The organism is Bacillus sp. JH7 (genome assembly GCF_001563515.1).
In the GTDB taxonomy this organism is placed as follows: domain Bacteria; phylum Bacillota; class Bacilli; order Bacillales; family Bacillaceae_G; genus Bacillus_A; species Bacillus_A cereus.
Genome location: NZ_LPUS01000022.1, coordinates 131,087 through 156,816 on the forward strand (window position 1 = coordinate 131,087; position 25,730 = coordinate 156,816).

A 25,730-nucleotide genomic window follows, 5' to 3' on the forward strand; every position below is an offset into this window, starting at 1 on the left:
TAAAGTGCAGATTTTGTTCATCCCCCAATGATTATTAGCCCGCAAATAGCAGTATAAAATCTTTTATTTATATTGGTTACGTTACTGATACTCTAATATATAACCAATCTATTAGAGTTAGAATAGCGATAAATCATTTCTAAAAAACGAAACCTATTACACTTTATATGGTTTATCAAAAACTCCCCGAAAATATTTACGGTTATATTCAATTGCAGCATTATTCGGAACATAAGAAGCTGCTAATTCATTGTAATAATACGCTTTATCCTGCTCCCCTAACCTGCTATAACAAATACACATTTGTAAATAGGGTAGCCATGTGTAGCTAGCTGGACTATGGAAAGGACTTTCCGTTGCCATTGGTACTTCCGTGGCAAGTTTAAACCAAAATATCGCTTCATTATATTTTTCTTGTTCCATATATATATATCCTATTCTTGTACAATTCTCTCCTCTAGGGACGTCATACCGAAACGACTTCACACAAGATTCGATTGCCTTCTCCCACATTCCTAGCTTTGCATAGCAATCTCCTAACTTACCACATGCATAAATTTTCTCTTCATACCATCCTTCGTCTTGATTAAGAAATGTTTCATATAGAAGAACTGCATCATCATATTTTTGGTTATCCGTAGATTCATTTGCGTAATAAAATAAATCTCTCGGACTTAATTCTTCACCTGCCGCTACAGTATTTTGAAAAATTTTCAAATTACGATTTGTTACTTTTTTTTCTTTTTTATGTGTAATAGCAACATTACTACTAAAAACCTCACCAGAAATAGCTAAATACTCATGAACCTTTCCAAACCATTGAAATTGTTTTTCACGCTTTACAAGTCGATTTCTTTTTGTACAATATAAAGGTTTCCCGTTAGAATCCATTGCAAGATGATAAGGCATCGAAACAGCATCAATTTTAGGATCTAATTCTCTTTTTAAAAGTTTCAATGCTTCTTGAGCATCTTCTAATAAGACATCATCTGCATCTAGCCACAATATATACTCTTGCGTCGCTTTTGAAAAAGAAAAATTTCTTGCTGCTGCAAAATCATCAATCCACTGGAAATCATATATGTTAGAAGTGTATTTCTCTACGATTTCTTTCGTTCGATCGACGGAACCTGTATCAACTACTATAATTTCATCCACAATTTTTTCAACTGTTTCTAAACAACGGGCTATTGTCTCCTCCTCATCTCGAACAATCATACATAAACTAATTGTAATTCCTTGCTTGTTCAACATAATCACCCTCTTCCAAATCAATCATATGTTATACATATACTAAACTTTCCATTTTTTTAAATTGTTCAAGTAGTTTAAGATTTCTTTTCAATAATTCAAATGTCCGTGTCATTTTCTTTCGGTTTTGCATCTACTATATAATGAACGCTTTATGGAGGTGAATTTATGTCAAATAATAATTATTCAAATGGATTAAATCCCGATGAATCTTTATCAGCTAGTGCATTTGACCCTAATCTTGTAGGACCTACATTACCACCGATACCACCGTTTACCCTTCCGACTGGGCCGACCGGGCCGACTGGACCTACGGGACCTACGGGGCCGACTGTACCTACCGGGCCAACTGGACCGACTGGGCCAACTGGACCTACAGGACCGACTGGACCTACAGGGCCGACTGGTGGCACTGGGACTACTGGACCTACGGGGCCGACTGGTGGCACTGGGACTACTGGACCTACGGGGCCGACTGGTGACACTGGGGCTACTGGACCTACGGGGCCGACTGGTGGCACTGGGACTACTGGACCTACGGGGCCGACTGGTGACACTGGGGCTACTGGACCTACAGGGCCGACTGGTGACACTGGGGCTACTGGACCTACGGGGCCGACTGGGGCTACTGGACCGACTGGACCGACTGGACCATCTGGACTAGGGCTTCCAGCAGGATTGTATGCATTTAACTCCGCTGGGATTTCTTTGGATATTGGACTTAATGCTCCAGTACCATTTAATACTGTTGGATCTCAGTTTGGTACAGCAATTTCTCAATTAGATCCTGATACTTTCGTAATTAGTCAAACTGGATTCTATAAAATTACCGTTATCGTATACACTGCAGCAGTAAGTCTATTAGGAGGACTTACAATCCAAGTAAATGGGGTATCTGTTCCAGGTACTGGGGCCACTTTAATCTCAGTTGGAGCACCTATCGTTGTTCAAGCAATTACGCAAATTACGACAACTCCATCATTAATTGAAGTAATCGTTACAGGGCTTGGGCTATCATTAGCTGTTGGTACAAATGCATCTATTATTATTGAAAAAATCGCTTAATTTTTTACTTAGCAGTAAAACTGATATCAGTTTTACTGCTTTTTCAATTTCAAATTCAATCATGAAACATTCGCTATCTACATAATCATATTGTTGTATGACATTTTGCAGGAGGCACAAATATGGAAAGTAAATCTGCTGTTCAGCTTTATCTCGAATTGCTAAAGAAGACCATTTTATTTGAAATATGGTTAGAATATGAGGCATACTTACCCGCATCTCTACATATTTCAAAAGAACTAGAATTCGAGCCAGTTACAGTCCCCCTCCCTTTATTCATTAAGCAATATGCTGAAAACCATAACTTAAAAATTGTAAAACCAAATGTTTCAAAAAGTGAACGCCATGATGGAATGGATTGGCCAAGAGCAGCACATAGCATGATCGGTCGAGAACGTATGAACCAATTACAAGAGGCGATGGAAACCGTTGTTCGTGAAAATATAGAGGGAGATTTTATTGAAACAGGTGTATGGCGCGGAGGATCGTGCATTTTTATGAATGGTTTTTTACAAGCAAACAACATTACGAATCGTAATGTGTGGGTCGCTGATTCATTTGAAGGTTTGCCAGCACCGAATCTAGAACAATATCCAAAAGATTACGGTGATTATTTGCACACATTCGATTACTTACGCGTCTCTTTAGAACAAGTACAAGAGAATTTCAAAAAATATGATTTACTAAATGATCAAGTGAAATTTTTAAAAGGCTGGTTTAAAGATACTTTACCAACAGCACCAATTGAAAAAATAGCAATTGCACGGCTTGATGGTGATATGTACGAATCCACAATGGATGGTCTCGTGAACTTATATGATAAAGTTTCTAAAGGTGGCTATATAATTATCGATGACTACGGGCTACCGCCATGCGCTGAGGCTGTGACAGACTTTAGAAACCAACGAAATTTAAAAGCCCCTATTACTAAAATTGATGTATTTGGCGTTTATTGGAGAAAAGAATAAAAAAGATTTAATCTATAGGAGATTTCATTTTCACTCATCCTTCTCTCACTTCTAATCCAATTAAGTATTCTTTTTCGGAATCTCCTTACATATAACAATTGTTTTCCTGTGTTCTCTCAATACAAATTGAAAATTTTATTAATAGATTTACTGCATCTTCTCATACAAGAAAGGGGTATACTCATGAGTGAACTTAACAAAGAAATGACTTTACTCCCCCCTCCTGAACTCGTCCAATATGTAGGTGGCGACTTCAAAAAAGTTGGAAAAGAGTTCCTAAAGCATTTTATTCAAATTGGCGCTTTAAAACCAAATGAAAAAGTATTAGATGTAGGCTGCGGCGTCGGTCGAATGGCTGTACCATTATTGAATTACTTACATGATGATGGAGCGTATTATGGATTTGATTTGTTTAAAGATGGAATTACTTGGTGTCAAAATAACATTTCAACTATGCGTAATAATTTTCACTTTGAACATGTTGACATATACAATCAATTCTATAATCCAGAAGGAAAAGAAGATGCCTCTCAATATCGTTTCCCCTATGAAGACGGGACATTCGATTTTATCTTTTTAACTTCTGTATTTACGCATCTTCTCCCAAAAGAATTAGAACATTACGTATCTGAAATTGTACGTGTATTAAAAAAAGACGGGAGATGTTTCATTACATTCTTTCTTATAAATCCTGAATCGTCCTACTATTTAAATGCAGGACAAAGTACATTAGGTTTTTATCATCGAATCGAAAATTGCTACGTTGTAAATAAAGATATTCCGAATTTCGCAGTTGCTTATCCTGAGACAGATATTTGCAATCTATTGAATAAGTACGGCCTAGAAATAATCAATAAGCCGCATTACGGTTTATGGTGCGGCAGACATGAATATACAAGTTACCAAGATATTGTTCTTACAAAAAAAAGCTTCTGAAAGGAAGTTATGTATGATGAATGAAAAAAATCCACCTCTCGTTTCCATCCTTATTCCCACTTATAATCGGCCTCATTATTTCAAAATTGCTCTAGAAAGTGCATTGGCACAAACTTATTCTAATATTGAAATCATCATCGGAGATGATAGTACAAATGATGAAACAGCAACTTTAATACGCGAACAATACTTACCAAATTATAAAAATATAACATACATTCGAAATATCCCTACTCTAGGACAATTTCACAATGACCTTATGCTCATAGAAAAATCAAATGGTGAGTATATAAATTTTTTAATGGACGATGACGTGTTTTATAAGCATAAAATACAAAAAATGATGACCTATTTTGAGCAAGATCCCAATAAAAATCTTGCTCTTGTTACTTCTTATCGAGTACGCATTGATGATCATGGAAATCTAATAGGTGATTCCCATCCAACACAAAGGTTATATAGTGAAGACACCCCATTAAACGGGATATTTTTAGGTAATTGGATGTTAAAGGGTGGACACAACATTATCGGTGAGCCTACAACTACCTTGTTCCGAAAGGAATTGCTCACTGAACCTTTTGGCACCCTTAAAGAGCGACAATATTCTTGTAGTGTTGATATGGCCTCATGGATTTCTTTACTTTCTAAAGGAAATGCAATATACATTTCTGAGCCTTTAAGTCAATTTCGCTACCATGCTGGACAACAAATACACAATAAGCTCCTTCAAGGTTGTGAAGATTTCACACACCTCGTTATAACAGCAAAAGAATATGGCTTTTTACAAAATACTACAGACTATAGAGCAGCTCTACTTAGTGCTTACCAATGGTGTAAAAGTTCCTTAAAATACTATCTTCATCAACTAGATATTTTTCCTGACGCACATGTACGTCTTTCCCATTGTTTGGATATAATTATTAAAGAGTTAAACAATTAAACTACTCTGCAAAATTAAAAGTGTATGGACTATATGTGAATCATTCGTATAGTTCATACATTCTTTCTCATACTATAAAGTGAAACTTTAATCAGCTCTCACCAATCGGGCTTTTACGGGCAGTTGATCCCCCACCTAACTTCTTCGCTTTCGCTGAATTTTGAGGTAGGGGTCTTACTGCCCATTAATGCGGGATAAAATCCATTACTATAAAGAGCAGTAGAAAGGAATACCTACATTGAAAGATCCAAATTCTCAATATCAAATAGACTACGTATTACTATTTATTTTATTTGCCATTGGGATTGTTAGTTGTTGTGCTATTGCAAGTGCGCAAGCCTCTTTACCGCCATTTTTACAAAACGTCAATTTTGTACTAAAGCAAATCCAATGGTATTTCATTGGATTTATAGCCATTGGTGTTATTATGATTCTCGACTTCGATCGTTATCAAAAAATTGCTTGGTATTTGTACAGCTTTGCAATGGTACTACTTATTGGACTAGAACTTCAAGTACCAGGTGCCGTTACAATTAAAGGCGCTACCGCTTGGTACAGGCTCCCAGGCATCGGAAATTTTCAGCCTTCTGAAATTATGAAATTATTTTTAATTATCGTCATTGGACGAATTATAGCAAACCATAATGAGAAATATTTTTCCCAAACAATACATGACGATTTTTTACTACTTGGAAAAATATTTGCAACAAGTTTGCCACCACTACTACTCATCGCAAAGGAACCAGATTTAGGAAATACAATGGTCATTTCAGCGATGCTTGCAGCAATGATACTAGTTTCTGGCATACGATGGCGTTTTATTTTCGGATTAGTTTCAGCTACTTTCGTTGCTGGAACTACATTAATATATATTTTTTTTACTCACACAGATTTCTTTAAAGCACACATTTTAAAAGAATATCAATTAAATCGCTTCTACGGATGGTTAGCACCTTACAAATATGATGCACAAGGCTATCAATTAAGACAAGCATTCTTAGCGACTGGATCCGGAGAAATGCAAGGAAAAGGGTGGGAAAATGGACAAGTATATTTTCCAGAACCACATACAGATTTTATTTTCACTAATGTCGCTGAACAATTTGGATTTCTAGGCGCAAGTGTCATTATTTCTCTTTTTTTCTTACTCATTTTTCGAATGATTCATATTGCTTTAGAAAGTAATGACCCTTTCGGTAGTTACATTTGCGCTGGTACAATCGGAATGTTTACTTTCCAAGTATTCCAAAATATCGGGATGACAATCGGATTACTTCCCATTACAGGGATAACATTACCTCTTATGAGCTACGGAGGAAGTTCACTGCTTACATACATGATTGCGATTGGGTTCATTTTAAATGTTCGCTCAAGAACGAAAATCTTTATGTTTAAATGAACAACACAAAAACGCTATATTTTTATCTCTATCCTTTTTTAGATATACTAATGAAAAATACGATGGAGGTTTAAATATGAAATATGACATTATAGGAGATATTCATGGATGCTTCCAAGAGTTTCAAAATTTAACAGAGAAGCTAGGATATAACTGGAGTAGCGGTCTACCGGTTCACCCTGACCAACGTAAACTTGCATTCGTTGGCGATATTACAGACCGTGGTCCTCATTCATTACGTATGATTGAAATTGTATGGGAACTTGTCATACATAAAAAAGAAGCTTATTACGCTCCTGGAAATCACTGTAATAAACTATATCGATTTTTCCTTGGGCGTAATGTAACAGTCGCTCACGGACTTGAAACAACTGTTGCTGAATATGAGGCACTTCCTTCTCATAAGCAAAACATTATAAAAGAAAAGTTTATCACTCTTTATGAACAATCACCGCTCTACCACATACTAGATGAAAAAAGAGTAATCGTATGTCACGCTGGGATTCGGCAAGATTACATAGGAAGACGAGATAAAAAAGTACAAACCTTTGTATTATATGGCGATATTACAGGAGAAAAGCATGCCGATGGCTCACCTGTCCGTCGCGATTGGGCGCAAGAATACAAGGGGCAAGCTTGGATTGTATATGGACATACACCAGTAGCAGAACCTCGATTCGTCAATCAGACAGTCAATATTGATACTGGTGCTGTATTTGGTGGCAAATTAACCGGATTACGTTATCCTGAAATGGAGACTATCTCTGTCCCTTCTTCTTTACCTTTTGTCGCTGAGAAATTCCGTCCAATTTCATAACTACCTTACTTAGCATTATTTAGGCAGATCTCATATAAAACTAGGTAAAGTAATTAAAAAAAGATGCAATAAAGTGCATCTTTTTTTAATTACACTACATATAATGTCGCAGGAGGTGACAGAATGAAGAAAAAATCTTCTAAACAAAAAAGAAAATTTCCCCCTTTATATCTGCCCATGTACGGAATTAACAACTGGTGTAGTATTCGGGCTGCAGCGATAGAAGAACTGGAAGAACAAGAGTCATCAAAAAAAAGCAAAGTAAAACCAACATATGTCTCTTTAGAAAATGCTGTGATGAGCCGCATAATCGATCGCAGAAAAATAAAGATGCAACAAAAAAATAAACAGCTTTCAAATCAAGATGAACAGGTAATACATTCTAATCAAGCAGAAGAAAAGACGGAAGAAAATATTTCTGTAGCAATAAATAAAAAAGTGGAACCAGAAATTCCAGCCGCTATTATAAACAAAGTAAAAAAAATAAAAGAGGCATTGGCTTCATCGAATGATATACAACCTGAAAAACCCCTCATAATTGAGACACCTACATCTGAAAATACAAAAGTTAAAAGGGGCGGCCGATATGCATATGCAGAGGGGCTTCACTCTCATGCGGAGGGCATGGCAGCACATGCGGAAGGCTTATTAACACACGCAAAAGGTTCTTTCTCTCATGCAGAAGGATCAAACTCAAAAGCAACTGGACATAGTTCGCATAGTGAGGGAAGTGAAACGACAGCAGGCGGGGCTTATTCTCATGCGGAGGGTAAACAGACAATTGCTTTAGGCGAAGCAGCACACGCAGAAGGAAACGCAACTATCGCTAACGGATCCTCTTCTCATGCGGAAGGTCATCATACATCAACAGCTCATTTTGCAGGTAGCCATATTATGGGGCGCTTCGGCACTGCAGAAGAAGCTTATTCTTGGTTTATTGCAAATGGTGTAAGCGACACCGACCATAATATCGGGGCTAAATGGCTTGCTCATAATGGAGAAATGTACATTGAGGGCGCGTCTTACAATGCAAGCGGAACGGATTTTGCACAAATGTTTGAAACCGAAGGTTATAAACCTATTGATGTCGGTTATTTCGTTACATTTAGTAACGAAGAAAAAATTCGGATAGCTACTTCACGCGATTCGTTCATTTTAGGAATATCTAGTGCAACCCCTGCCCTTATAGGAAATAGCGGGGCTTTAAGTTGGCAAAAACGTTATAAAACAGATAACTTTGGAAAACGCCAATATGTATGGACGGAAGCCGAAGAAATACAACCTCTTTTAAATACAGAATGGGATCCAACTTGCAAATATGTAGCAAGAAAAGATCGCGCCGAGTGGCTTCCTGTCGGATTAATTGGACAAATGTTAGTACGTGATGACGGCACTTGCGAAGCACATGGATATTGTCGTCCAAATGACAATGGCATTGCTACAAAAGCCGAAAGTGGATTTTTCGTTATAAAGCGTACGGGTGAAAACCAAATTTTAATATTATTCCGCTAAGAAAAAAGGGAACAAAATTCTTTATAATATAAGAATTTTGTTCCCTTTTTAAGTATGCCACAACACTTCTTGCATATCGCTTGGAAGCTTTATAGTGAAAGACATCTCTTTCTCTAAAATAGGATGATAAAACGTCAAAGATTTACTATGAAGTGCTTGCCGTTTCATTTCATCCCTTCTCCCTCCATATAAGCTATCACCAAGTAACGGATGTCCTATATGAGCCATATGCACACGAATTTGATGCGTTCTTCCTGTCTCAAGCTCAAGCGCTACATGTGTCTTATGATATGTACTATCAATTACCTTAAAATGAGTAACTGCCCTTTGTCCATCCTCACAAACCGTTCGCTCAATAATGCTATCAGATTTTCGACCAATTGGTGCATCAATCATTCCTTCTCGTTCTACAATCTTTCCGTGAACAATTGCTTCATACGTTCGTTTCACAGCTTTTTGTTGATGCTGCTTCGATAAAAGATGATGCACGAAACGATTTTTTGCAATAAGCATAAGCCCCGAAGTATCACGATCTAAACGTGTTACGATGTGCACTGTACTTGCAAGGTGCTGCTTATCATAATGAGATAAAAGCGCATTGGCAACACTCGTTGTCGGATGTTCTCTAGACGGAATCGTTGACATGTTCGCCTCTTTATTAATGATAAGAACCGCGTCATCTTCATATACAATGCTTAAAGGGATATCTTCTGCCATCATCCCTTCACTTCTTTCCTCAACTGGAAAAAAGACACGTAATTCTTCACCAGCACGCAACTGATGACGAACACTCGCATGTTGACCATTTACTTCAATTGCCCCGCCGTGAAACTTTATATCCGTTAAAGCGGCTTTAGAAATGCCTTTCGTTTTCAAAAATTCCCTAACTAAAGTTCCCTCTTCAGCCGGCCCTATATCCCATTTCAATGTAAATCTGTTCAAATATATAACCCTTTCTATTTATCTGCAACAAACGAGTCACGAACTCGTTTCCAGAACGGGAATGGACGGAAACGAACAAATCGTACTTTCTCGTTTGCGACGCGATACTGGATTGATTTCACATCTTGATGAACCATCGTTAAATGATCCACTGTAATTTGTAAGTTCATTCCTGCAGCTGGCTTTAACACACATGTATGATGCTTCGGCAATACGAGCGGCGATCCTACAGTACGAAATACACGATTGTTAATGGACGCCATTTCTGCAATTTGTATCGCTTCAATAGATGGGTGAATAATCGCTCCGCCAAGCGCTTTATTATACGCGGTACTTCCTGAAGGAGTAGAGATACAAAGGCCGTCTCCGCGGAATGTTTCAAAATATTCTCCGCGTATTTCTACTTCTGTTACTAATGTACCTTCTGCACTTTTTACAGTCGCCTCATTCATCGCTAAATACTGTGACTCTTTACTTCCATTCACATAGCGAATAATAACTTCTAAAAGCGGATATTCCACCACTTGGAATGGTGTTTTCGCAATTGCAATTACTAATTTCTCTACTTCTGTCGGTAACCAATCTGCATAGAAACCTAGATGTCCTGTATGTACACCAACAAATGCCGTTTCAGCCAATCGATCATAATAACGATGAAATGCATATAAAAGCGTTCCATCTCCCCCAACAGAAATTACAATATCGGGTTCCTTTTCATCCATTATAAATCCGAAATCTAGCAAGTATTCTTTCATCGTGCTTGCCAGTGCATCTGATGATTGATCTCCCTTTGACATAATTGTAAATTTCATCGCACAACACCCTTTAGTTTATGATTCGGAATCTTTCGTTTCTTGCTTTCTTGAAAAAGCTTTCTGCGCTTCTTGAATTTCAAGACGGATAGAAGACATTTCTTCATCTAATAAAAATGCTGCTTCTGCTGCGCGTTGCAAGCGTATTTTAATATCTTCAGGAAAACGTCCACTATATTTATAATTTAAAGAATGCTCAATTGTTGCCCAAAAATTCATTGCTAGCGTGCGTATTTGGATTTCTACCAATACTTTTTGTTCACCCTGAATCGTTTGGACTGGGTAACTAATGACAACGTGATAAGAACGATAACCGCTATCTTTCTTCTGCGTGACATAATCACGTTCTTCCACGATTTCAAAGTCATTTCGTTTGCGAAGATATTCTACAACAGGCTTAATCTCATCAACAAATTGACACATCATTCGAAGGCCCGCGATATCTTGCATATCTTCTCTCAGCCGGTTCAGCGGTACATTTCTCTTCTCCGCTTTATCAATAATACTTGGAACCGACTTTACCCTTCCTGTTACAAACTCAATTGGAGAATGCTCTGTTAACATTGTAAATTGAGTACGCATTCCTTTTAGTTTCACTTTCAGCTCTGCCACCGCTTGGTAGTAAGGTGCTAAAAATTCTTCCCAATTTCGATTCATTTCAACCACCACCAAAATCAATCCATTTGCTTATAGAAATACTTTTTCTACAGCAGTTACTAGTTCTTCTCCGTAATTTGCATTACCTTCAATATTTTCAACTAAATATTCTACTTCTTCTTTTAATCCTTCTAATTCCATTTCAATTTCATTCACACGAACGAACATAACCACATCGTTATTCATCGCTTCATGCATTGCTTCCCAGCATGTGTGCGGAATACTTACATAAATGAAAGATGATTCGTTTTCTAAGATATATAAAAATGATAAATTGTCTGAGTCTACAAGTACATGATTACGTGCACTTAACTCCTTTACCTCTATTTCACTATTTTCCGCACAAAAAATAAGAGCATTCTCTCTCTTTTCTACGCTCTTAACTTGGATTTTATTTTGCATGCTCTAACTCCTCCATCTCAACTTCCTGTCTTACTTAACAGTATTATTGTATCATAACATGGACGCAAACAAATAAAACATTGAACCAAATTTATGAAAAAGCGATAATGTGTAAAGAATTATTTTTCAAAAGGAGATTATACAATGACACAAGAAATTGAAATTGAATTCAAAAATATCGTTACAAAAGAAGAATTCGATACATTATGTAAATCGTTTTCTATTGAAGCATTTACAAAACAAGTGAATCACTACTTTGAAACACCTGACTTCTCGTTAAAAGAAGCTGGCTCTGCACTTCGTATTCGTCATAAAGGAGAAACTTATACGTTAACGTTGAAACAACCTGCAGAAATCGGTTTATTAGAAACGCATCAAGTCGTAACAGAAGATGAAGCAAAAATGATGATGGAAACAAACACAATCATTCAAGGAGCAGTAGTAGATCAATTACACAAATTACAAATTCCTGTTTCTGCTTTAACATATATGGGTAGTTTAACAACAGAAAGAGCAGAAACATTATTTAAAGGCGGAACGCTTGTCTTTGATCATAGTTTCTATTACAATCACGATGATTATGAAATTGAATTTGAAGTGCAAGATGAAGAAACAGGAAAAGCTACATTTATTGATTTATTAACGCAACATAACATACCTGTTCGCCATACAAATAACAAAGTAAAACGCTTTTTCCTTGCCAAACAAAACAAAGCACGCTAAAGTGAAAATTCCACTAGTGAATATGTTTCACTAGTGGATACATCTCACTAAAAAAGGTTACACCCGTAGAATAAGCAAAGAATCTTTGAGAAGGCTGTTTATTTGCCCTCTCGAACATTCCATTGCTACAATAGATATACATTTCATGGAAAAAGGAGTTTATAAAGGATGAGCAAGCAACCGATGACACCATTTGAAGCAATTGGCGGTGAACAATGCATTGCAATATTAGTAGATACATTTTATTCCTATGTCAGTAAACACCCTGACTTATCTCCCATCTTCCCGGAAGATTTAACAGAAACCGCTAGGAAGCAGAAGCAATTTTTAACCCAATATTTAGGTGGTCCTAATTTGTACACTGAAGAACATGGTCATCCTATGTTAAGAGCACGCCATCTCCCGTTTGAGATTACCCCAAAACGAGCAGAGGCTTGGCTATCATGTATGGAGCAAGCAATGGATGATACTGGAGTGCATGGTCATATAAGAGAGTTTGTTTTTGAACGTTTAGCATTAACCGCTCAGCATATGGTTAATACTCCAAACGAAACAGGTGAAGTGTAATGGATAAGCAGGAAGCAAAGCATATAAATATGCCATCTCCTTCCGCATGCGAGCATAAGTCTGTAGAAGCATATTTATTTATTGATCCACTTTGTAAAGATTGCTGGGAAATTGAGCCTTTTATTATTAAACTATGGCTTGAATACGGGAAATACTTCTCTATTCGTCATATCGTAACAGGGAAAGTGGATGGAACGAACGCTTCCTCACACAAATGGAATAAACCTGCTCATATTCGATTTGTGTGGGAAAAGACAACCAGTTTACAAGGTTTTTCATGTGATGGAAAGGTACATATGCAAGAAGCATCGTCAACACCATATTTAGTTTCGATGGCAATTAAGGCAGCGGAGTTGCAAGGCCGAAAAGCAGGTTCGAAGTTTTTGCGAAAACTCCAAGAATACATTTTCCTTGAAAATGTATCAAACCCTGATTGCGAACTATTACTTGCATGTGCGAGAGATAGCAATATTGATGTAGAAGAATTTAAAAAAGATCTACATTCTGCTAGTGCAAAAAAAGCTTTCCAATGTGACTTGAAATTCACGAATGAAATGCATATTACAGAAATACCTTCCCTCGTCTTTTTTCATGCGAACTCAGATGAAGAAGGTATTAAAATCGCTGGAAATTATTCCTACGATGTATACGTACAATTATTGAAAGAACTTGTAAAATGTGAAATTGAGCCAGAACCATTACCACCTTTAGAAGTGCTACTAGAAGCAACACAATTTATATCTTCAAAAGAAGTAGCATTTATTTATGACTGTCCGCAACAAGAAATTGAACGCGAACTAAAAAAATTACAACTGAAACGAAAAGTACAAATGATAGAAGTAAAATGCGAACGTTATTGGAAATGGATAGCAAAAGAAGAAGACCTGGTGTAAACACCAGGTCTTCTTCTTTACGGCTTATAAAAATATTAAAGGGGATGGGAGAAATTTTCACGTTCAAACAAAGGGGTATATGTTTGTATGTGAATTCGTTCACGCTTATTATATTACAAGATTCGACGTCAGATGACAACCCCTTTTGTCGAATTTCACACTTTTGTCACATTCTAAACGTTTTCATTTTTGAATAAGCTATAAAAAAGGTCATTTAGGGGGTTTATTTATGAAAAAATCTTATATTGCTCTTCTCTTTCTAGCTGTCATCGTTTCTTTTTTCTTGTACATCCTCTCTCTACTACAAGCTTTTCCTAAAATTATTGCCTTACCTCTTTTATTCGGAATCATCGTTATCACACTCTCTTATTTCAATTATAAAAAACGATTCAAAGGGTTTTAATTTCAAAAATCAGCCGTAAAGCTATCCTTTCAGTTAGAAAAAACAAACAAATCCACCTTTCTCTTCAACAAATATCGACATTAAATCTATTCAACAAAAAAGACGAGGATACAATCCCTCGTCTTTTTTCATTACTTTTCTTCAAATAATAATGCTTCTAATTCATTTAATTTCTCTTCAAATACTTGTAGCGCCTCTTTTACTGGTTCAGGAGATGCCATATCTACTCCTGCTTTTTTCAGCACTTCAATTGGATAATCAGAGCTTCCTGCTTTTAAGAACTCGTTAATATAACGTTCTACTGCTGGTTGTCCTTCTTCTAAAATCTGTTTAGACAGAGCTGTCGCTGCACTAAATCCTGTTGCGTATTGATATACGTAATAGTTGTAGTAGAAGTGTGGAATACGAGACCATTCTAAACCAATCTCTTCGTCGATTACTAAAGCGTCACCGAAATATTTCTTATTTAAATCGTAGTAAATTTCCGTTAGCATGTCTGGCGTGACAGCATGTCCTTCTTGTACTTTCTTATGAATAATATGTTCAAACTCTGCAAACATCGTTTGACGGAATACAGTACCACGGAACCCTTCTAAATAATGATTTAATAAATATAGACGCTCTTTCTTATCTTCTGTCGTTTTTAATAAATAATCATTTAAAAGCGCTTCATTACAAGTAGATGCCACTTCTGCTACGAAGATGGAATAATCACCATATACGTGCGGTTGTGTTTTTCTTGTATAGTAACTATGCACCGAATGACCAAACTCATGAGCAAGTGTAAATAAATTATTTACATTATCATGCCAGTTCATTAAAATATACGGATTTGTTCCATATGCACCAGATGAATATGCCCCGCTTCGTTTTCCTTTATTCTCATACACATCTACCCAGCGATTTTCATATGCCTCTTTCAAAATGTCAACATATTCATCACCAAGTACGTTTAAAGATTTTAATAAAAGGTCTTGCGCTTCTTCGTATTTCACATTCATTTTCACTTCTGGTACAAGTGGTGTATATAAATCATACATATGAAGCTCATCAAGTCCTAGTGCACGCTTACGAATATCGATGTAACGGTGTAATAAATGTAAGTTGTCATTTACTGTTTCAACGAGTTGATCGTATACTGCTTCCGGAATATTATTATTGCTCAATGCAGCTTGGCGAGCAGAATCATATTTACGAACACGCGCATTGAAATTATTACGTTTTACTGCTCCACTTAACGTACTTGCGAATGTGTTTTTAAATTTTCCGTACGTTTCATATACAGCTTTAAATGCATCTTTGCGAACACAAGGATCATCACTTTCTAAAAACTGAATGTAACGGCCATGTGTAATTTCTATTTCTTCTCCGTCTTCCCCTTTAATAGATGGGAATTTTAAATCCGCGTTATTCAACATACCGAATGTATTGCTTGATGAACTCATTACTTCAGACGCTTCCGCTAATAAAGCTTCCTCAGCTTCTGATAATACGTGCGGGCGTTGACGTGTAATTTCTTCTAATGCATGTTCATATACACTTAAATCTCTATTTTCCTTCAAGAATGTTTGCAGTGTATCTTCTGAAATCGATAAAATTTCAGGAACAATATACGCTGTGCTACTAGATACTTGTGAATATAAATTTGTTGCGCGATCATTTAATGCTTGATATACAGAGTTTGTTGTATCTTGATCGTAACGCATATGAGCATATGTATATAACTTACCTAATCGCATTGATATTTCATCTTCATATTGCAATGCCTCAAGTAAATTGTCCGCAGAGTCACCAAGTTTCCCTTTAAATTCAGTTAACTTCGGCAATAGCTCTTTAATAGCTTGAAATTCTTTTTCCCATTCTGCATCCGTTTGGAAAATATCTTCTAATCGCCACGTACTTGCTTCTTCAATCTCGTTGCGATCTGGTAATGCTTTCGCTTTGTTTTGTTCAGACATTCTTTAAGCCCTCCTTTAAATATCTCTACTTAAGTACAATTCGTTTTTTTCTTATGTAATTCCTTCACAATCATTCTTTATTATATCCCCTTTTCCTCCTCTCATGTTAAAATTTGCCTCAAATAAAGATAGCGCATGTATTAAGCAAATCTCATCATGTTTCATAATCTCCTCCTCTGTTTTTAACATCATGACATCCCTTATTTTCCGGTACGTATAAGTTCCCACTTTACGCAAAACACCTATATAGCATAAAAATGTCATATATTCAGTAACTGCCACTTTCCATATATGCTTTGAAAAGTACGGAAGTATCCGCCTTTTCGTATACCTTTTTACATAACTACACACGTATTGAAGAGAAATACACTCTCCCACTGCAAGCTCCCCTATACACTTCATATAGAGAAAAGCTTGCCATATAAATGGGTTTGTTTGAAAAGCAAATCCAGAAGGGAGTGGAACACCAATTTCAGAAGGAAAGCTCGCTGGGGTACATTTAAATTGATATAAGAGGCGTAATAATGACTTATAATTATAATTCCAAATCGGCAGGGCATTTTTGCGGAAGTAGCTCTTTCTCTTCTTCCACTCTTCACCCAATCTTTCTTTCCCGAAAGGAACGAGAGAAAAAAGCATTTCAAAAGTAGTCGTATCAGTTGGTAAATATATAGTATGTGAGAAAAAGACATTTGTAGAAAAGGGAGTGACAAATGCACATTTCATAAATGATTTTTGTTTCGGACAGAAGAAAATAAGAAGTGGCTGAGGATAAGATTGTAAGGAGAAAGCCATAAGTGAGGAAAATTTCATCCAATATGCAGATTGCTTTTTCAATTGATTTCCACCAACGATCCAAATGACCTGTATACCAGCTTGCCAATACGAATATGTTCTTTTGTACAGCTGCTCTATAGCGAGGTTTGCACATTGGTATTCAATTGCAATTTTTCTGCCCGCCCTCTCTACAAAAACATCTGGTCGTTGCTTAATTTCTGGAAGGTAGTACTCTATATCCACCTGAAAGTTTTGACGCTTGAACCATCTATATAACAATTCTTTACCGTGCATATGATACGTTGATTCCGCTTCATAAAAGGCAAGACATGAATCCACTTTTTTATGAGCAAAATGCCAACTTTTTTGTTTCCCTAATTTCATTTGCACTTCCTTTCCACAAGCTACACAAAAGAATCGTTCTTGTTGACGCATACGGCGCAAAAGCTTTTCATTACAATTATAGAGTAAATGAATTTTCTCTCCGTTTTCTCTTTTAGCGATAAATATCGTAATCACACCCTTTCAGCTCCTTATATTCTACAATTTGTTACAAATTCCTTTTAAAAAAGAGATGTCCCAATTTCGGACATCTCTTTTTATAATAAAGGTGATAATAAGCGGTATGTTGATTCAACAATTCGTCTATGAAGACGTCTTTTATGAAAATGATCAACATGAATTTCACTTGATTCTTCTAAATCATCTTTAAAGTCTTGAACAAGTTTTCGAATGCTATCTGTATCATATAAAAAGGCATTTACTTCAAAATTCAAATGAAAACTTCTCATATCCATATTAGCTGTCCCAATTGAAGCTAAATCAAAATCGACGATGACAACTTTACTATGAAGAAAACCTTTTTCATATTCATATATCTTTACACCTGCATCTAAAAGCTCTGGGAAGTAAGATCTCGATGCGTAAAAGACAGTACGCTTATCCGGTTTACTCGGCATTAATAAACGAACATCAATACCAGCAAGTGCAGCAACCTTTAATGCGGATAAAATATCATCATCCGGAATAAAATACGGCGTTGCAATCCAAATGGATTTCCGAGCAGAAGCAATCATGGCAAAATATAAATGCTTAATCGTTTCCCATTTATTATCAGGCCCACCTGCAACAAGCTGCACGCCTCCCCAATGCTCCCCCTCAACTGCTTTCGCTTGTAAATATTCAGGGGCTAGCACAGCCTCACCAGTCATATAAAACCAATCTTGAAGGAAAATAAGCTGCAAACTTTGTACAGCTTCACCACGCAAATATAAATGTGTGTCTCGCCAAAAGCCGAAGTACTTATCCTTCCCTAAATATTCATCACCAATATTTAATCCACCTACAAAGCCTTCATTTCCATCAATAATAACGATTTTTCGATGATTTCGATAATTAATTTTATCGTTTAAAATCGGAAAGCGTACAGGGAAGAACGGAATCATTTCGACTCCTGCATCGTTTAATTCTTCAATATACGATTTTGATAATTTAAAACTTCCAACCGCATCATACAAAAAACGAACGACTACGCCCTCTTTTGATTTTTGTATTAAAATATCTTTAATTTCCGTTCCAAGCTTATCATCACGCACAATGTAATATTCCATATGAATGTGATGTTTCGCTCGTTTTAATCCATCTAAAATGGCCTGAAACGTTTCATCTCCATTTGTTAATGTTCTCGTTTCAGTTTGAAATGAAATATTTAAAGCGCCTAAGCGATCCGCTAAACGAAATAACAGCTCTTGATGCTTATGATTGCGTAAAATCCGTTCTTCGTAATCTTCATGCCCCTTATATTGTAAAAACGCTTGTTCATCGAGCAACGCCTTCTTTTGGAACATTCTCTTCCTCCGAAAGTTCTGTCCGAATAATAAATAAGCGAAGAATCCAAATACCGGAAAAATACCTAACACAATGAGCCATGTAAGTGTTTTTGACGGATGACGGTTCTCTAAGAAAATAACGCAACCAATTAAAAACGCAGATACTGTAAATAAAATACTAATAATACCTAAAATCGAAACATCTTTTATCCCAATCACATCTGAATAAAATGCTACATCAATAAACATACGTAACGAAACAAATAATGCGAACAATAGCAGTATAAAGAAAATCAGCTTTAACGTATTTTTCATCTCTTACCTCCTAACTAAGAAAGCTTTCCTATTCTTCATATAAAAAGCCGATTTCATACTACAGAAATCGGCCTACGTTTTAGCAGGAAAATTATTGCGAATCGTTTCAAGCGCATGCTCTTTCACAATTTGTTTTCCATACTCACTTACACGATGAATTGTTAAAGTTGATTCTTCTCCATATTCTAAAATAATACTTAAAATACGATCGATTTCTTCTTCATCATGTAGCACTTCATCGAATTCCACATATACATAATAGCGGTTCTCAAATGAATACAGCTCATCTTTTATATCTTCAAAGATAAGACGATGACTTAATGAAATGACATCTTCAAAATCATTAAACTTAATTAAAAAGCCAAACGTACCATCTTCATTAAAGTTTGTTCCTGTTTGGTCTTCTACCTCTTCGATTAATTCTTGCTGGAATAATGATTCGATGCCTTCATCTAGAGGAATATCTATAATTTTGTCTACCCCTATCGGTAGTTCCAGCTTTTGCCCGTCCTTTGAAAGCTCTGCTTTCGTGACAAGTACTTCAATCCCTTTATCGACTGCTTGCACTTGAATCCATAACGGCCCATCAATAAAGAAATCGTCATGATCACGAGCTTCGTCCATCATCTCCCAAAAGAGCTCTTCACTTCGTTCGCGATCATACCAAATCTCTTCACGATTAAATCCTCTATCCTCTATATCAATGTACGTAATAAAAAATTTCATCGTATGATCATTAATTCTTTCAATATCCAAAATACAACTCTCCCTTCCTGCTTAGAATTGTTATGAAGGGATTCCCCACTCATATGACAAATCAATAGATTCTTGTACTCTCATTTTATGATAAGATTCTCCAGAATGGAAATAAAATCGATTTATTTTACAAAAATAGTTATATGCCTATCTTTACTCGATAAACTACATAAATATATTATTATAGCGATTTCTTACTTACAAAAAATTTGGACATACATTTCCACATTCCCCCGTACACTGTAATAAAGTGAAACTTCTATTAGAAGAGATTATTTAACAACAACTTTCTTCATCACATACATATAGTTCGCTTATTAAAACATCATAAATGGAGGCAGACGAATGGACTTAGAGTTTTTAACATCCGTACTAATGATTGTCGGTATCGATGTTGTATTAGGTGGTGACAATGCAATCGTCATCGCACTAGCTAGCCGAAATTTACCTGAATCGAAACGAAATAAGGCTATTTTGATCGGTACTCTTTTAGCGATTGTACTAAGAATTGTCCTTACTATACTAGCTGTCTATTTACTCGACATTCCATTTCTACAATTGATTGGCGGGGTTTTACTTACATTAATTGCAGTCAATTTATTAACCGATAATAGCAACGATCTTTCTTCTATTCAAGGAAAAACAACTTTATTTCAAGCTGTGCGGACAATTGTTTTCGCGGATCTCGTTATGGGGTTTGATAATGTTATTGCCATTGCAGGTGCAGCTCACGGGAGATTTTTACTCGTCATAATCGGCTTACTCATTTCTATCCCGATTATTATTTGGGGCAGCAAACTTATTTTAATACTTATGGAGCGATTTCCATTCCTCATTTATTGCGGTGCAGCGATTCTTGCCTATACTGCAGGAAAAATGGTTACACATGAAGACAGACTTGCAACCTTTTTTCATAACAATCCAAGTTTCACTGCAAGCATTCCTTATTTGTTCATTTTCACTATTTTATGCATCGGCTTTATTGTACAACAAGTTCGATTACGCAATGTGAAACATTAAAAAAAACCTTCTACTATATAATAGGTAGAAGGTTTTCATATTATTATAATTAATTTACAAGACGTTGTGCTTCACGTAATTGGAACGTTCTTACTGTACGTGGTAAGAAACGACGAATTTCGTCTTCGTTGTAACCAACTTGAAGGCGTTTCTCGTCAATCATAATTGGACGACGTAAAATCCCTGGATAGTCACGAATCATCTTATATAAATCTTGAAGTGGTAAAGACTCTAAGTTTACATTCAATTCTTGGAAAACTTTCGAACGAGTAGAAATAATCTCATCCGTTCCGCTTTCTGTCATACGTAAAATCTCTTTAATTTCCTCAATCGTTAATGGATCTGAGAAAATATTACGTTCTGTATAGGGAATATGATTTTCCTCTAGCCATAATTTCGCCTTTCTACAAGACGTACAGCTTGGAGAACTATATAATGTTACCATACAAAGCTCACTCTCCTTAAAGAGTACAAATTCTGTACTAAATACAGTTTTAATTTCTAACTTCAGCAATTTTTCGTGATAACTTGTCTTATTGAAAAGTACAAAAATCACATTTCATGTAAGCAACAACTTATAATAAACAACAATTACTTTTAATAAGTAACTTCTATAATCATTATACAATAGATTTTGCAAGAAATATACAGTAAATTTCCTGCTAGTTGAGAAAACTCTCCCGTGTATTTCACTGCTATGTAACATGATTACGCTCATTTCAGCTGTACTTTAACAATAACTTTCAACCCTTTTACTACTCACTTCTCATAGATTTTTCATATAATATATAGTTATTTATCTATAATCTTCCCTATGAAAAAGAGAACGTTTTCTTACTTTTTCTTGATAAATCAATTAAGAAATGTAAGACTATACAAATGAGAATAAAAAGGAACATTTGTTCTTATTTTAACAAATATCCTCCCTCCTGTCTACATGATTTCTAAAGTAAATTAAATATTTTTCTGACATTTCTTTCTTTTTCATTTTTTATCTCATACAATAAACATACAGACAGGCAAAGGGGGAGTTTTCAAATGATTGCTTTTTTTATTGATTTTATTACGGTTGCTGCCCTCATCATCGGAATAACAGCATTGATTGGTGTCATTACAAATAGCATCGGCGAAAAGCTCTTTGGTGGAAAAGAAAAAATGAAGTTTGTTAACAAAAGTTTGGATGTACAATCTGGCTGGAACCAAGTTGGCGGAAAAGGCATTTATAAGAAACGAACGTATTAAAAAAAGCAGGTGATCACCTGCTTTTTTTCTTATTTCTCTACTGACGCCCATTTAAAGCTTAAATCGCCGCCATATTTATGGTTATACATATTTTTAATTGAATCTCTTTGTAAATATGCTCTACCACGTTGATATACTGGAACGATCGCAGCATCATCAAGTAACATTTTTTCTGCTTCTAATAAGTTCTTCCAACGAGCATTTACATCGCTTCCATCTTTTTTCGCCTTCATAATGATTTCATCGTATTTTGGATTAGAGTACTTCATCTTATTTTGTGACCCATCTGTTACAAACATATCAAGATATGTAATTGGATCTGGGAAGTCCGCACTCCATCCAGAGAATGACATGACATAATCGCCCGCATCTTCTAATTTTAGTTTTTGTGCGAATGGTTGTTGTTTAATTTTTACTGTTAAACCTGGTAAATTCTTTTCTAATTCACCTTTTAAATATTCACCAGTTTTCTTTGATAACTCTACATCTTCATTTAATAATTCTAATTCGATTTCATTTTTACCAAGTTCTTTTTTACCAGCTTCCCAATATTTCTTCGCTTCTTTCACGTTTGGTTTTACAATATCCCCGTTTACAGCACGGAAATCTTTTTTATCTGGTCCTTTAATGAAGTTATCAGGAATTAATCCTGTCGCTGGCTTAGAACCGTTATTTAATAATGTATCCACGAATGGCTTACGGTCAAAAGCAAGTGAAATTGCTTTACGAATATTTTTATTTGCTAAAGCTGGATCTTTTTGATTTAAACGAAGGAAGAATACAGATGTATCTTCTACTGTTTGGAAATCTGGTTTTCCTTTATATTTATCAATAAACTCCGCTAATAACGACGCTCGATCAATTGCATTTGTTTCATATAAGTTAATTGGCGTAGATGTATCTTTTACAATATTAAAGTTTACTTCTTCAATCTTCACTTCTTTATTGTCCCAATATGACGCGCTCTTTGTCATTTTAAAGCTACGTTCATGTTGCCAATCACTTAATGTAAATGGCCCGTTATAAAGCGTTGTATTCGCTTCCAAACCAAACTTCGTACCTTGCTCTTTCACAAACTTTTCATTCACAGGATAGAAGATTGGATATACCATTAAATCTACAAGGTATGGAATTGAATTATCTAATTCCACTTCTAATGTATAATCATCAATCGCCTTTACCCCTAATTGATCCGGACTCATCTCTTTTTTATTAATTTTCTCTGCATTTTTTATATCATACATAATGTACGCTGATTTCGCAGCTGTATCTGGGTTAATCGCTCTTTGCCATGCATATACGAAATCTTTTGCCGTCACAGGCTCACCATTTGACCATTTTGCGTCTTCACGTAATTTAAATGTATATTTTTTACCATCTTCTGATTTTTTGAATTCCTTCGCTACACCAGGAACTAGCTTATCATCTTTTCCTAAACTGTATAAGCCTTCCATCGTATTAGTCATTACTCTTGAAGAAACTGCATCAGCTGATAACGCTGGATCCATCGTTGGAATTTCTTGTGTTTCAATTAAGTTAATAACTTGCTTCGCGCCGCTTTTTCCGCTATCCCCTTTAGCGTTTGCTTGCGATTCATCTTTTTGATAGCTACATGCCCCTAACATCATGCTCATCGCTACTGTTGATGCTACAAAAACTGGTATCTTTTTTTTCATACTTCCACCCTCCAAAAAAATGTTAACCCTTTCATTTTCAAACAAAAAGAAATATATATATGTTCTAATAATTCATATTATACACACAAATATATTTTTTGTATATTTATATTTCTATTTCATTAAAATTTTTCGTTAAAAAATATACCTTTGTAAACGTTTCATATTGCTGATTATTCATACTAACGTGTTAAAAATAATATTTTTTATACTTTTCTAAATTATCAGAGAAAAATGAATTTTATATCTCATAATATTTTATGTATAATTATCCTTTTGTTTTTATCATAAAATAGCACTCTCTTCATAATAAAAATATGTAGGCTAAAATGAGTGCAAAGGTTAAGAAAGTATGTTACGATACATTTTGCTAAAAATAGATATCGGTAAAGAGGGGACGGACATGGCAGCAATTCAGGCAAAAAACGGGCCTACTGAGAAATTAAGTTTATTCTTATTAACATGGCCTATTTTTCTAGAAGTTTTTCTTTTTATGTTAATGGGGATCGCTGATACTTTCATGTTAAGTGCATTATCAGACGATGCTGTATCTGGGGTTGGTGCAGCGAATCAATATCTTCATATTGCGATTTTGGTATTAGAAGTCATCGGGAACGGCGCTGCTATCGTTGTATCTCAATACCTCGGTTCCAAACGCTTTATGGAAGCATCTAAAATATCAGCATTAGCCGTCACATTAAATTTAATAGTTGGGCTCGTTATAAGCGCTGGTTTTCTTTTATTTTCGAAACATATGATGCTCGCAATGAACTTACAAGGCGATGTACTAACGTATGCGCAAAACTACTTATCTATCGTCGGAGGAGCCATCTTCCTACAAGCTATTATTAACTCATTAGCCGCAATTATCCGTGTACACGGTTTTACAAAGCAAGCGATGTTTATTTCACTCGGAATGAATATGATTCATATCGCTGGAAACTACGTACTCATTTTCGGGAAATTTGGTTTCCCTGAGCTCGGTGTACAAGGGGCTGCAATTTCTTCCGCTATCAGTCGATTGATCGCACTTATTGTTTTCTTCTGGTTACTATACCGCGTTATGGAATATCGTGTGAAATTAAAATATTACTTCACTTTATCCAAAGAATACATTGGGAAAATTTTAAAAATTGGCATTCCATCTGCATTTGAACAAGTGATGTATCAAGCTTGTCAAATCGTCTTCCTTTATTACGCAACGTACTTAGGAACGGAATCATTAGCTGCTAGACAATACGCTACTAACATTTCCATGTTCACTTATTTATTTGCAATTGCAATTGGTATGGGAACAGCCATTATTATTGGCCGCCTCGTTGGTGGTGGCGAAAAAGATGAAGCATACGAACGCTTGTGGAAAAGTGTAAAATGGGCAATTGGTGTAACTTTATGTATGGTCGCTCTCGTTATTACATTCCGTACACAATTAATGGGACTGTTTACAGATAATCCGCACATTATCGGGTTAGGCGCAAGTGTTCTTTTACTAAGTGTACTACTTGAAACGGGACGTACGATGAACATCGTCATCATTAATTCGCTTCGTGCAGCTGGTGATGCAAAATATCCTGTTTTAATCGGTGCATTCTCTATGGTGTTAATGAGTTTACCACTAGGTTACTTTTTCGCCTTTCATTTAGATATGGGGCTCGTTGGTATTTGGCTAGCAATCGCCATCGACGAATGGACACGTGCCATTATTATGTTCTTCCGCTGGAAAAGTAGAGCATGGGAGCGTTATGCGCTTGTTAAACCTGAAGAACAAGAGGAGAATGTTTCTGTTCAAGTTCAGTAATTTTGCATATGGATATCACTAATGATACATGAGATTTATATCGGCGATTCTTTAAATATATCGACTGACCGA

At 35.9% G+C, this 25,730-nt stretch carries 25 protein-coding genes; 14 read left to right on the plus strand and 11 right to left on the minus strand.

Annotated features, from left to right (window positions below; genetic code table 11):
- Nucleotides 1-156: 156 nt before the first annotated feature.
- The gene (locus tag AU379_RS21240) at nucleotides 157-1,254 is read right to left on the minus strand and encodes a glycosyltransferase family 2 protein (protein ID WP_000932913.1); all 1,098 of its coding nucleotides are present in this window, start codon (nucleotides 1,252-1,254) and stop codon (nucleotides 157-159) included.
- Nucleotides 1,255-1,419: 165 nt separating this feature from the next.
- Here AU379_RS21240 and AU379_RS21245 point away from each other — a divergent pair, with 165 nt between their 5' ends.
- The 7 genes from AU379_RS21245 to AU379_RS21275 all read left to right on the plus strand — a co-directional run bounded on the left by AU379_RS21245 (nucleotide 1,420) and on the right by AU379_RS21275 (nucleotide 8,888).
- Complete coding sequence (locus AU379_RS21245) at nucleotides 1,420-2,316, plus strand: exosporium leader peptide-containing protein (RefSeq protein ID WP_061139696.1); 897 nt, start codon at nucleotides 1,420-1,422, stop codon at nucleotides 2,314-2,316.
- 122 nt (nucleotides 2,317-2,438) lie between these two features.
- The gene (locus AU379_RS21250) at nucleotides 2,439-3,284 is read left to right on the plus strand and encodes a TylF/MycF family methyltransferase (protein WP_000444386.1); all 846 of its coding nucleotides are present in this window, start codon (nucleotides 2,439-2,441) and stop codon (nucleotides 3,282-3,284) included.
- Between the two features lie 183 nt (nucleotides 3,285-3,467).
- Nucleotides 3,468-4,220, plus strand: coding sequence for a class I SAM-dependent methyltransferase (locus AU379_RS21255; RefSeq protein WP_001292836.1), 753 nt, complete (start codon nucleotides 3,468-3,470; stop codon nucleotides 4,218-4,220).
- A gap of 13 nt (nucleotides 4,221-4,233) precedes the next feature.
- Nucleotides 4,234-5,160 carry a glycosyltransferase gene (locus AU379_RS21260; protein ID WP_002004643.1) on the plus strand — a complete coding sequence of 309 codons (927 nt, stop codon included), beginning with the start codon at nucleotides 4,234-4,236 and terminating at the stop codon, nucleotides 5,158-5,160.
- Nucleotides 5,161-5,398: 238 nt separating this feature from the next.
- Nucleotides 5,399-6,559, plus strand: a complete 1,161-nt coding sequence (locus AU379_RS21265; protein WP_000654704.1) for an FtsW/RodA/SpoVE family cell cycle protein — start codon at nucleotides 5,399-5,401, stop codon at nucleotides 6,557-6,559.
- A gap of 76 nt (nucleotides 6,560-6,635) precedes the next feature.
- Nucleotides 6,636-7,376 carry a bis(5'-nucleosyl)-tetraphosphatase PrpE gene (gene prpE, locus AU379_RS21270; protein ID WP_000872698.1) on the plus strand — a complete coding sequence of 247 codons (741 nt, stop codon included), beginning with the start codon at nucleotides 6,636-6,638 and terminating at the stop codon, nucleotides 7,374-7,376.
- Nucleotides 7,377-7,499: 123 nt separating this feature from the next.
- A complete protein-coding gene (locus tag AU379_RS21275) occupies nucleotides 7,500-8,888 on the plus strand; it encodes a peptidase G2 autoproteolytic cleavage domain-containing protein (protein ID WP_000730515.1) in 1,389 nt (462 codons plus the stop codon).
- Nucleotides 8,889-8,936: 48 nt separating this feature from the next.
- On the opposite strand, the gene AU379_RS21280 is transcribed toward AU379_RS21275, so the two are convergent.
- From AU379_RS21280 to AU379_RS21295, 4 genes are read right to left on the minus strand one after another with little or no spacing between them, the layout of a single operon-like run.
- Nucleotides 8,937-9,830 carry an RluA family pseudouridine synthase gene (locus AU379_RS21280; RefSeq protein ID WP_001079139.1) on the minus strand — a complete coding sequence of 298 codons (894 nt, stop codon included), beginning with the start codon at nucleotides 9,828-9,830 and terminating at the stop codon, nucleotides 8,937-8,939.
- Between the two features lie 14 nt (nucleotides 9,831-9,844).
- Nucleotides 9,845-10,642 carry an NAD kinase gene (locus AU379_RS21285; RefSeq protein WP_000673182.1) on the minus strand — a complete coding sequence of 266 codons (798 nt, stop codon included), beginning with the start codon at nucleotides 10,640-10,642 and terminating at the stop codon, nucleotides 9,845-9,847.
- 18 nt (nucleotides 10,643-10,660) lie between these two features.
- A complete protein-coding gene (locus AU379_RS21290; protein WP_001081490.1) occupies nucleotides 10,661-11,299 on the minus strand; it encodes a GTP pyrophosphokinase family protein in 639 nt (212 codons plus the stop codon).
- Nucleotides 11,300-11,329: 30 nt separating this feature from the next.
- The gene (locus AU379_RS21295) at nucleotides 11,330-11,701 is read right to left on the minus strand and encodes a hypothetical protein (protein WP_001180004.1); all 372 of its coding nucleotides are present in this window, start codon (nucleotides 11,699-11,701) and stop codon (nucleotides 11,330-11,332) included.
- A 144-nt stretch (nucleotides 11,702-11,845) separates the two neighbouring features.
- On the opposite strand from AU379_RS21295, the gene AU379_RS21300 reads away from it, so the two are divergent.
- The 4 genes from AU379_RS21300 to AU379_RS30670 all read left to right on the plus strand — a co-directional run bounded on the left by AU379_RS21300 (nucleotide 11,846) and on the right by AU379_RS30670 (nucleotide 14,287).
- On the plus strand, nucleotides 11,846-12,424 hold the full coding sequence (locus AU379_RS21300; RefSeq protein ID WP_000191123.1) for a CYTH domain-containing protein: 579 nt from the start codon (nucleotides 11,846-11,848) through the stop codon (nucleotides 12,422-12,424).
- Between the two features lie 168 nt (nucleotides 12,425-12,592).
- The gene (locus AU379_RS21305) at nucleotides 12,593-12,991 is read left to right on the plus strand and encodes a hypothetical protein (RefSeq protein ID WP_000043386.1); all 399 of its coding nucleotides are present in this window, start codon (nucleotides 12,593-12,595) and stop codon (nucleotides 12,989-12,991) included.
- Nucleotides 12,991-13,884: a ClpXP adapter SpxH family protein gene (locus tag AU379_RS21310; protein ID WP_061139697.1), complete on the plus strand. Its 894-nt coding sequence runs from the start codon at nucleotides 12,991-12,993 to the stop codon at nucleotides 13,882-13,884. Before AU379_RS21305 ends, AU379_RS21310 begins: the two co-directional genes overlap by 1 nt.
- Nucleotides 13,885-14,113: 229 nt before the next feature.
- Complete coding sequence (locus AU379_RS30670; RefSeq protein WP_000750355.1) at nucleotides 14,114-14,287, plus strand: hypothetical protein; 174 nt, start codon at nucleotides 14,114-14,116, stop codon at nucleotides 14,285-14,287.
- A gap of 131 nt (nucleotides 14,288-14,418) precedes the next feature.
- Here AU379_RS30670 and pepF read toward each other — a convergent pair whose 3' ends face one another.
- From pepF to mecA, 4 genes are all read right to left on the minus strand, one after another.
- Nucleotides 14,419-16,245, minus strand: coding sequence for an oligoendopeptidase F (gene pepF, locus AU379_RS21315; protein ID WP_061139698.1), 1,827 nt, complete (start codon nucleotides 16,243-16,245; stop codon nucleotides 14,419-14,421).
- A gap of 51 nt (nucleotides 16,246-16,296) precedes the next feature.
- On the minus strand, nucleotides 16,297-17,541 hold the full coding sequence (locus AU379_RS21320) for a competence protein CoiA family protein (RefSeq protein ID WP_061139699.1): 1,245 nt from the start codon (nucleotides 17,539-17,541) through the stop codon (nucleotides 16,297-16,299).
- 80 nt (nucleotides 17,542-17,621) lie between these two features.
- Nucleotides 17,622-19,166 carry a cardiolipin synthase gene (locus AU379_RS21325; protein WP_061139700.1) on the minus strand — a complete coding sequence of 515 codons (1,545 nt, stop codon included), beginning with the start codon at nucleotides 19,164-19,166 and terminating at the stop codon, nucleotides 17,622-17,624.
- 72 nt (nucleotides 19,167-19,238) lie between these two features.
- Nucleotides 19,239-19,922, minus strand: coding sequence for an adaptor protein MecA (mecA, locus tag AU379_RS21330; protein WP_061139701.1), 684 nt, complete (start codon nucleotides 19,920-19,922; stop codon nucleotides 19,239-19,241).
- A 345-nt stretch (nucleotides 19,923-20,267) separates the two neighbouring features.
- On the opposite strand from mecA, the gene AU379_RS21335 reads away from it, so the two are divergent.
- Complete coding sequence (locus AU379_RS21335; protein WP_000362615.1) at nucleotides 20,268-20,942, plus strand: TerC family protein; 675 nt, start codon at nucleotides 20,268-20,270, stop codon at nucleotides 20,940-20,942.
- 49 nt (nucleotides 20,943-20,991) lie between these two features.
- Here the strand turns inward: AU379_RS21335 and spx are convergent, their stop codons facing one another.
- Nucleotides 20,992-21,387, minus strand: coding sequence for a transcriptional regulator Spx (gene spx, locus AU379_RS21340; RefSeq protein WP_000258267.1), 396 nt, complete (start codon nucleotides 21,385-21,387; stop codon nucleotides 20,992-20,994).
- 593 nt (nucleotides 21,388-21,980) lie between these two features.
- On the opposite strand from spx, the gene AU379_RS21345 reads away from it, so the two are divergent.
- Complete coding sequence (locus AU379_RS21345) at nucleotides 21,981-22,184, plus strand: hypothetical protein (RefSeq protein ID WP_000559971.1); 204 nt, start codon at nucleotides 21,981-21,983, stop codon at nucleotides 22,182-22,184.
- 29 nt (nucleotides 22,185-22,213) lie between these two features.
- Here the strand turns inward: AU379_RS21345 and AU379_RS21350 are convergent, their stop codons facing one another.
- A complete protein-coding gene (locus tag AU379_RS21350; RefSeq protein WP_000727250.1) occupies nucleotides 22,214-23,860 on the minus strand; it encodes a peptide ABC transporter substrate-binding protein in 1,647 nt (548 codons plus the stop codon).
- A gap of 352 nt (nucleotides 23,861-24,212) precedes the next feature.
- Here AU379_RS21350 and AU379_RS21355 point away from each other — a divergent pair, with 352 nt between their 5' ends.
- Nucleotides 24,213-25,658 carry an MATE family efflux transporter gene (locus tag AU379_RS21355; protein WP_002098717.1) on the plus strand — a complete coding sequence of 482 codons (1,446 nt, stop codon included), beginning with the start codon at nucleotides 24,213-24,215 and terminating at the stop codon, nucleotides 25,656-25,658.
- Nucleotides 25,659-25,730: the final 72 nt, after the last annotated feature.

Excerpts from the sequence above, each read along its gene's own strand:
- AU379_RS21355 (WP_002098717.1), top strand. The coding sequence starts at position 24,213 with ATGTTACGATACATTTTGCTAAAAATAGATATCGGTAAAGAGGGGACG.
- AU379_RS21290 (WP_001081490.1), bottom strand. The coding sequence starts at position 11,299 with ATGAATCGAAATTGGGAAGAATTTTTAGCACCTTACTACCAAGCGGTG.
- AU379_RS21300 (WP_000191123.1), top strand. The coding sequence starts at position 11,846 with ATGACACAAGAAATTGAAATTGAATTCAAAAATATCGTTACAAAAGAA.
- AU379_RS21255 (WP_001292836.1), top strand. The coding sequence starts at position 3,468 with ATGAGTGAACTTAACAAAGAAATGACTTTACTCCCCCCTCCTGAACTC.
- AU379_RS30670 (WP_000750355.1), top strand. The coding sequence starts at position 14,114 with ATGAAAAAATCTTATATTGCTCTTCTCTTTCTAGCTGTCATCGTTTCT.
- pepF (WP_061139698.1), bottom strand. The coding sequence starts at position 16,245 with ATGTCTGAACAAAACAAAGCGAAAGCATTACCAGATCGCAACGAGATT.
- AU379_RS21260 (WP_002004643.1), top strand. The coding sequence starts at position 4,234 with ATGATGAATGAAAAAAATCCACCTCTCGTTTCCATCCTTATTCCCACT.
- AU379_RS21310 (WP_061139697.1), top strand. The coding sequence starts at position 12,991 with ATGGATAAGCAGGAAGCAAAGCATATAAATATGCCATCTCCTTCCGCA.
- AU379_RS21240 (WP_000932913.1), bottom strand. The coding sequence starts at position 1,254 with ATGTTGAACAAGCAAGGAATTACAATTAGTTTATGTATGATTGTTCGA.
- AU379_RS21305 (WP_000043386.1), top strand. The coding sequence starts at position 12,593 with ATGAGCAAGCAACCGATGACACCATTTGAAGCAATTGGCGGTGAACAA.
- AU379_RS21275 (WP_000730515.1), top strand. The coding sequence starts at position 7,500 with ATGAAGAAAAAATCTTCTAAACAAAAAAGAAAATTTCCCCCTTTATAT.
- prpE (WP_000872698.1), top strand. The coding sequence starts at position 6,636 with ATGAAATATGACATTATAGGAGATATTCATGGATGCTTCCAAGAGTTT.
- AU379_RS21350 (WP_000727250.1), bottom strand. The coding sequence starts at position 23,860 with ATGAAAAAAAAGATACCAGTTTTTGTAGCATCAACAGTAGCGATGAGC.
- AU379_RS21250 (WP_000444386.1), top strand. The coding sequence starts at position 2,439 with ATGGAAAGTAAATCTGCTGTTCAGCTTTATCTCGAATTGCTAAAGAAG.
- AU379_RS21325 (WP_061139700.1), bottom strand. The coding sequence starts at position 19,166 with ATGAAAAATACGTTAAAGCTGATTTTCTTTATACTGCTATTGTTCGCA.
- AU379_RS21295 (WP_001180004.1), bottom strand. The coding sequence starts at position 11,701 with ATGCAAAATAAAATCCAAGTTAAGAGCGTAGAAAAGAGAGAGAATGCT.
- AU379_RS21285 (WP_000673182.1), bottom strand. The coding sequence starts at position 10,642 with ATGAAATTTACAATTATGTCAAAGGGAGATCAATCATCAGATGCACTG.
- AU379_RS21245 (WP_061139696.1), top strand. The coding sequence starts at position 1,420 with ATGTCAAATAATAATTATTCAAATGGATTAAATCCCGATGAATCTTTA.
- AU379_RS21335 (WP_000362615.1), top strand. The coding sequence starts at position 20,268 with ATGGACTTAGAGTTTTTAACATCCGTACTAATGATTGTCGGTATCGAT.
- AU379_RS21345 (WP_000559971.1), top strand. The coding sequence starts at position 21,981 with ATGATTGCTTTTTTTATTGATTTTATTACGGTTGCTGCCCTCATCATC.
- spx (WP_000258267.1), bottom strand. The coding sequence starts at position 21,387 with ATGGTAACATTATATAGTTCTCCAAGCTGTACGTCTTGTAGAAAGGCG.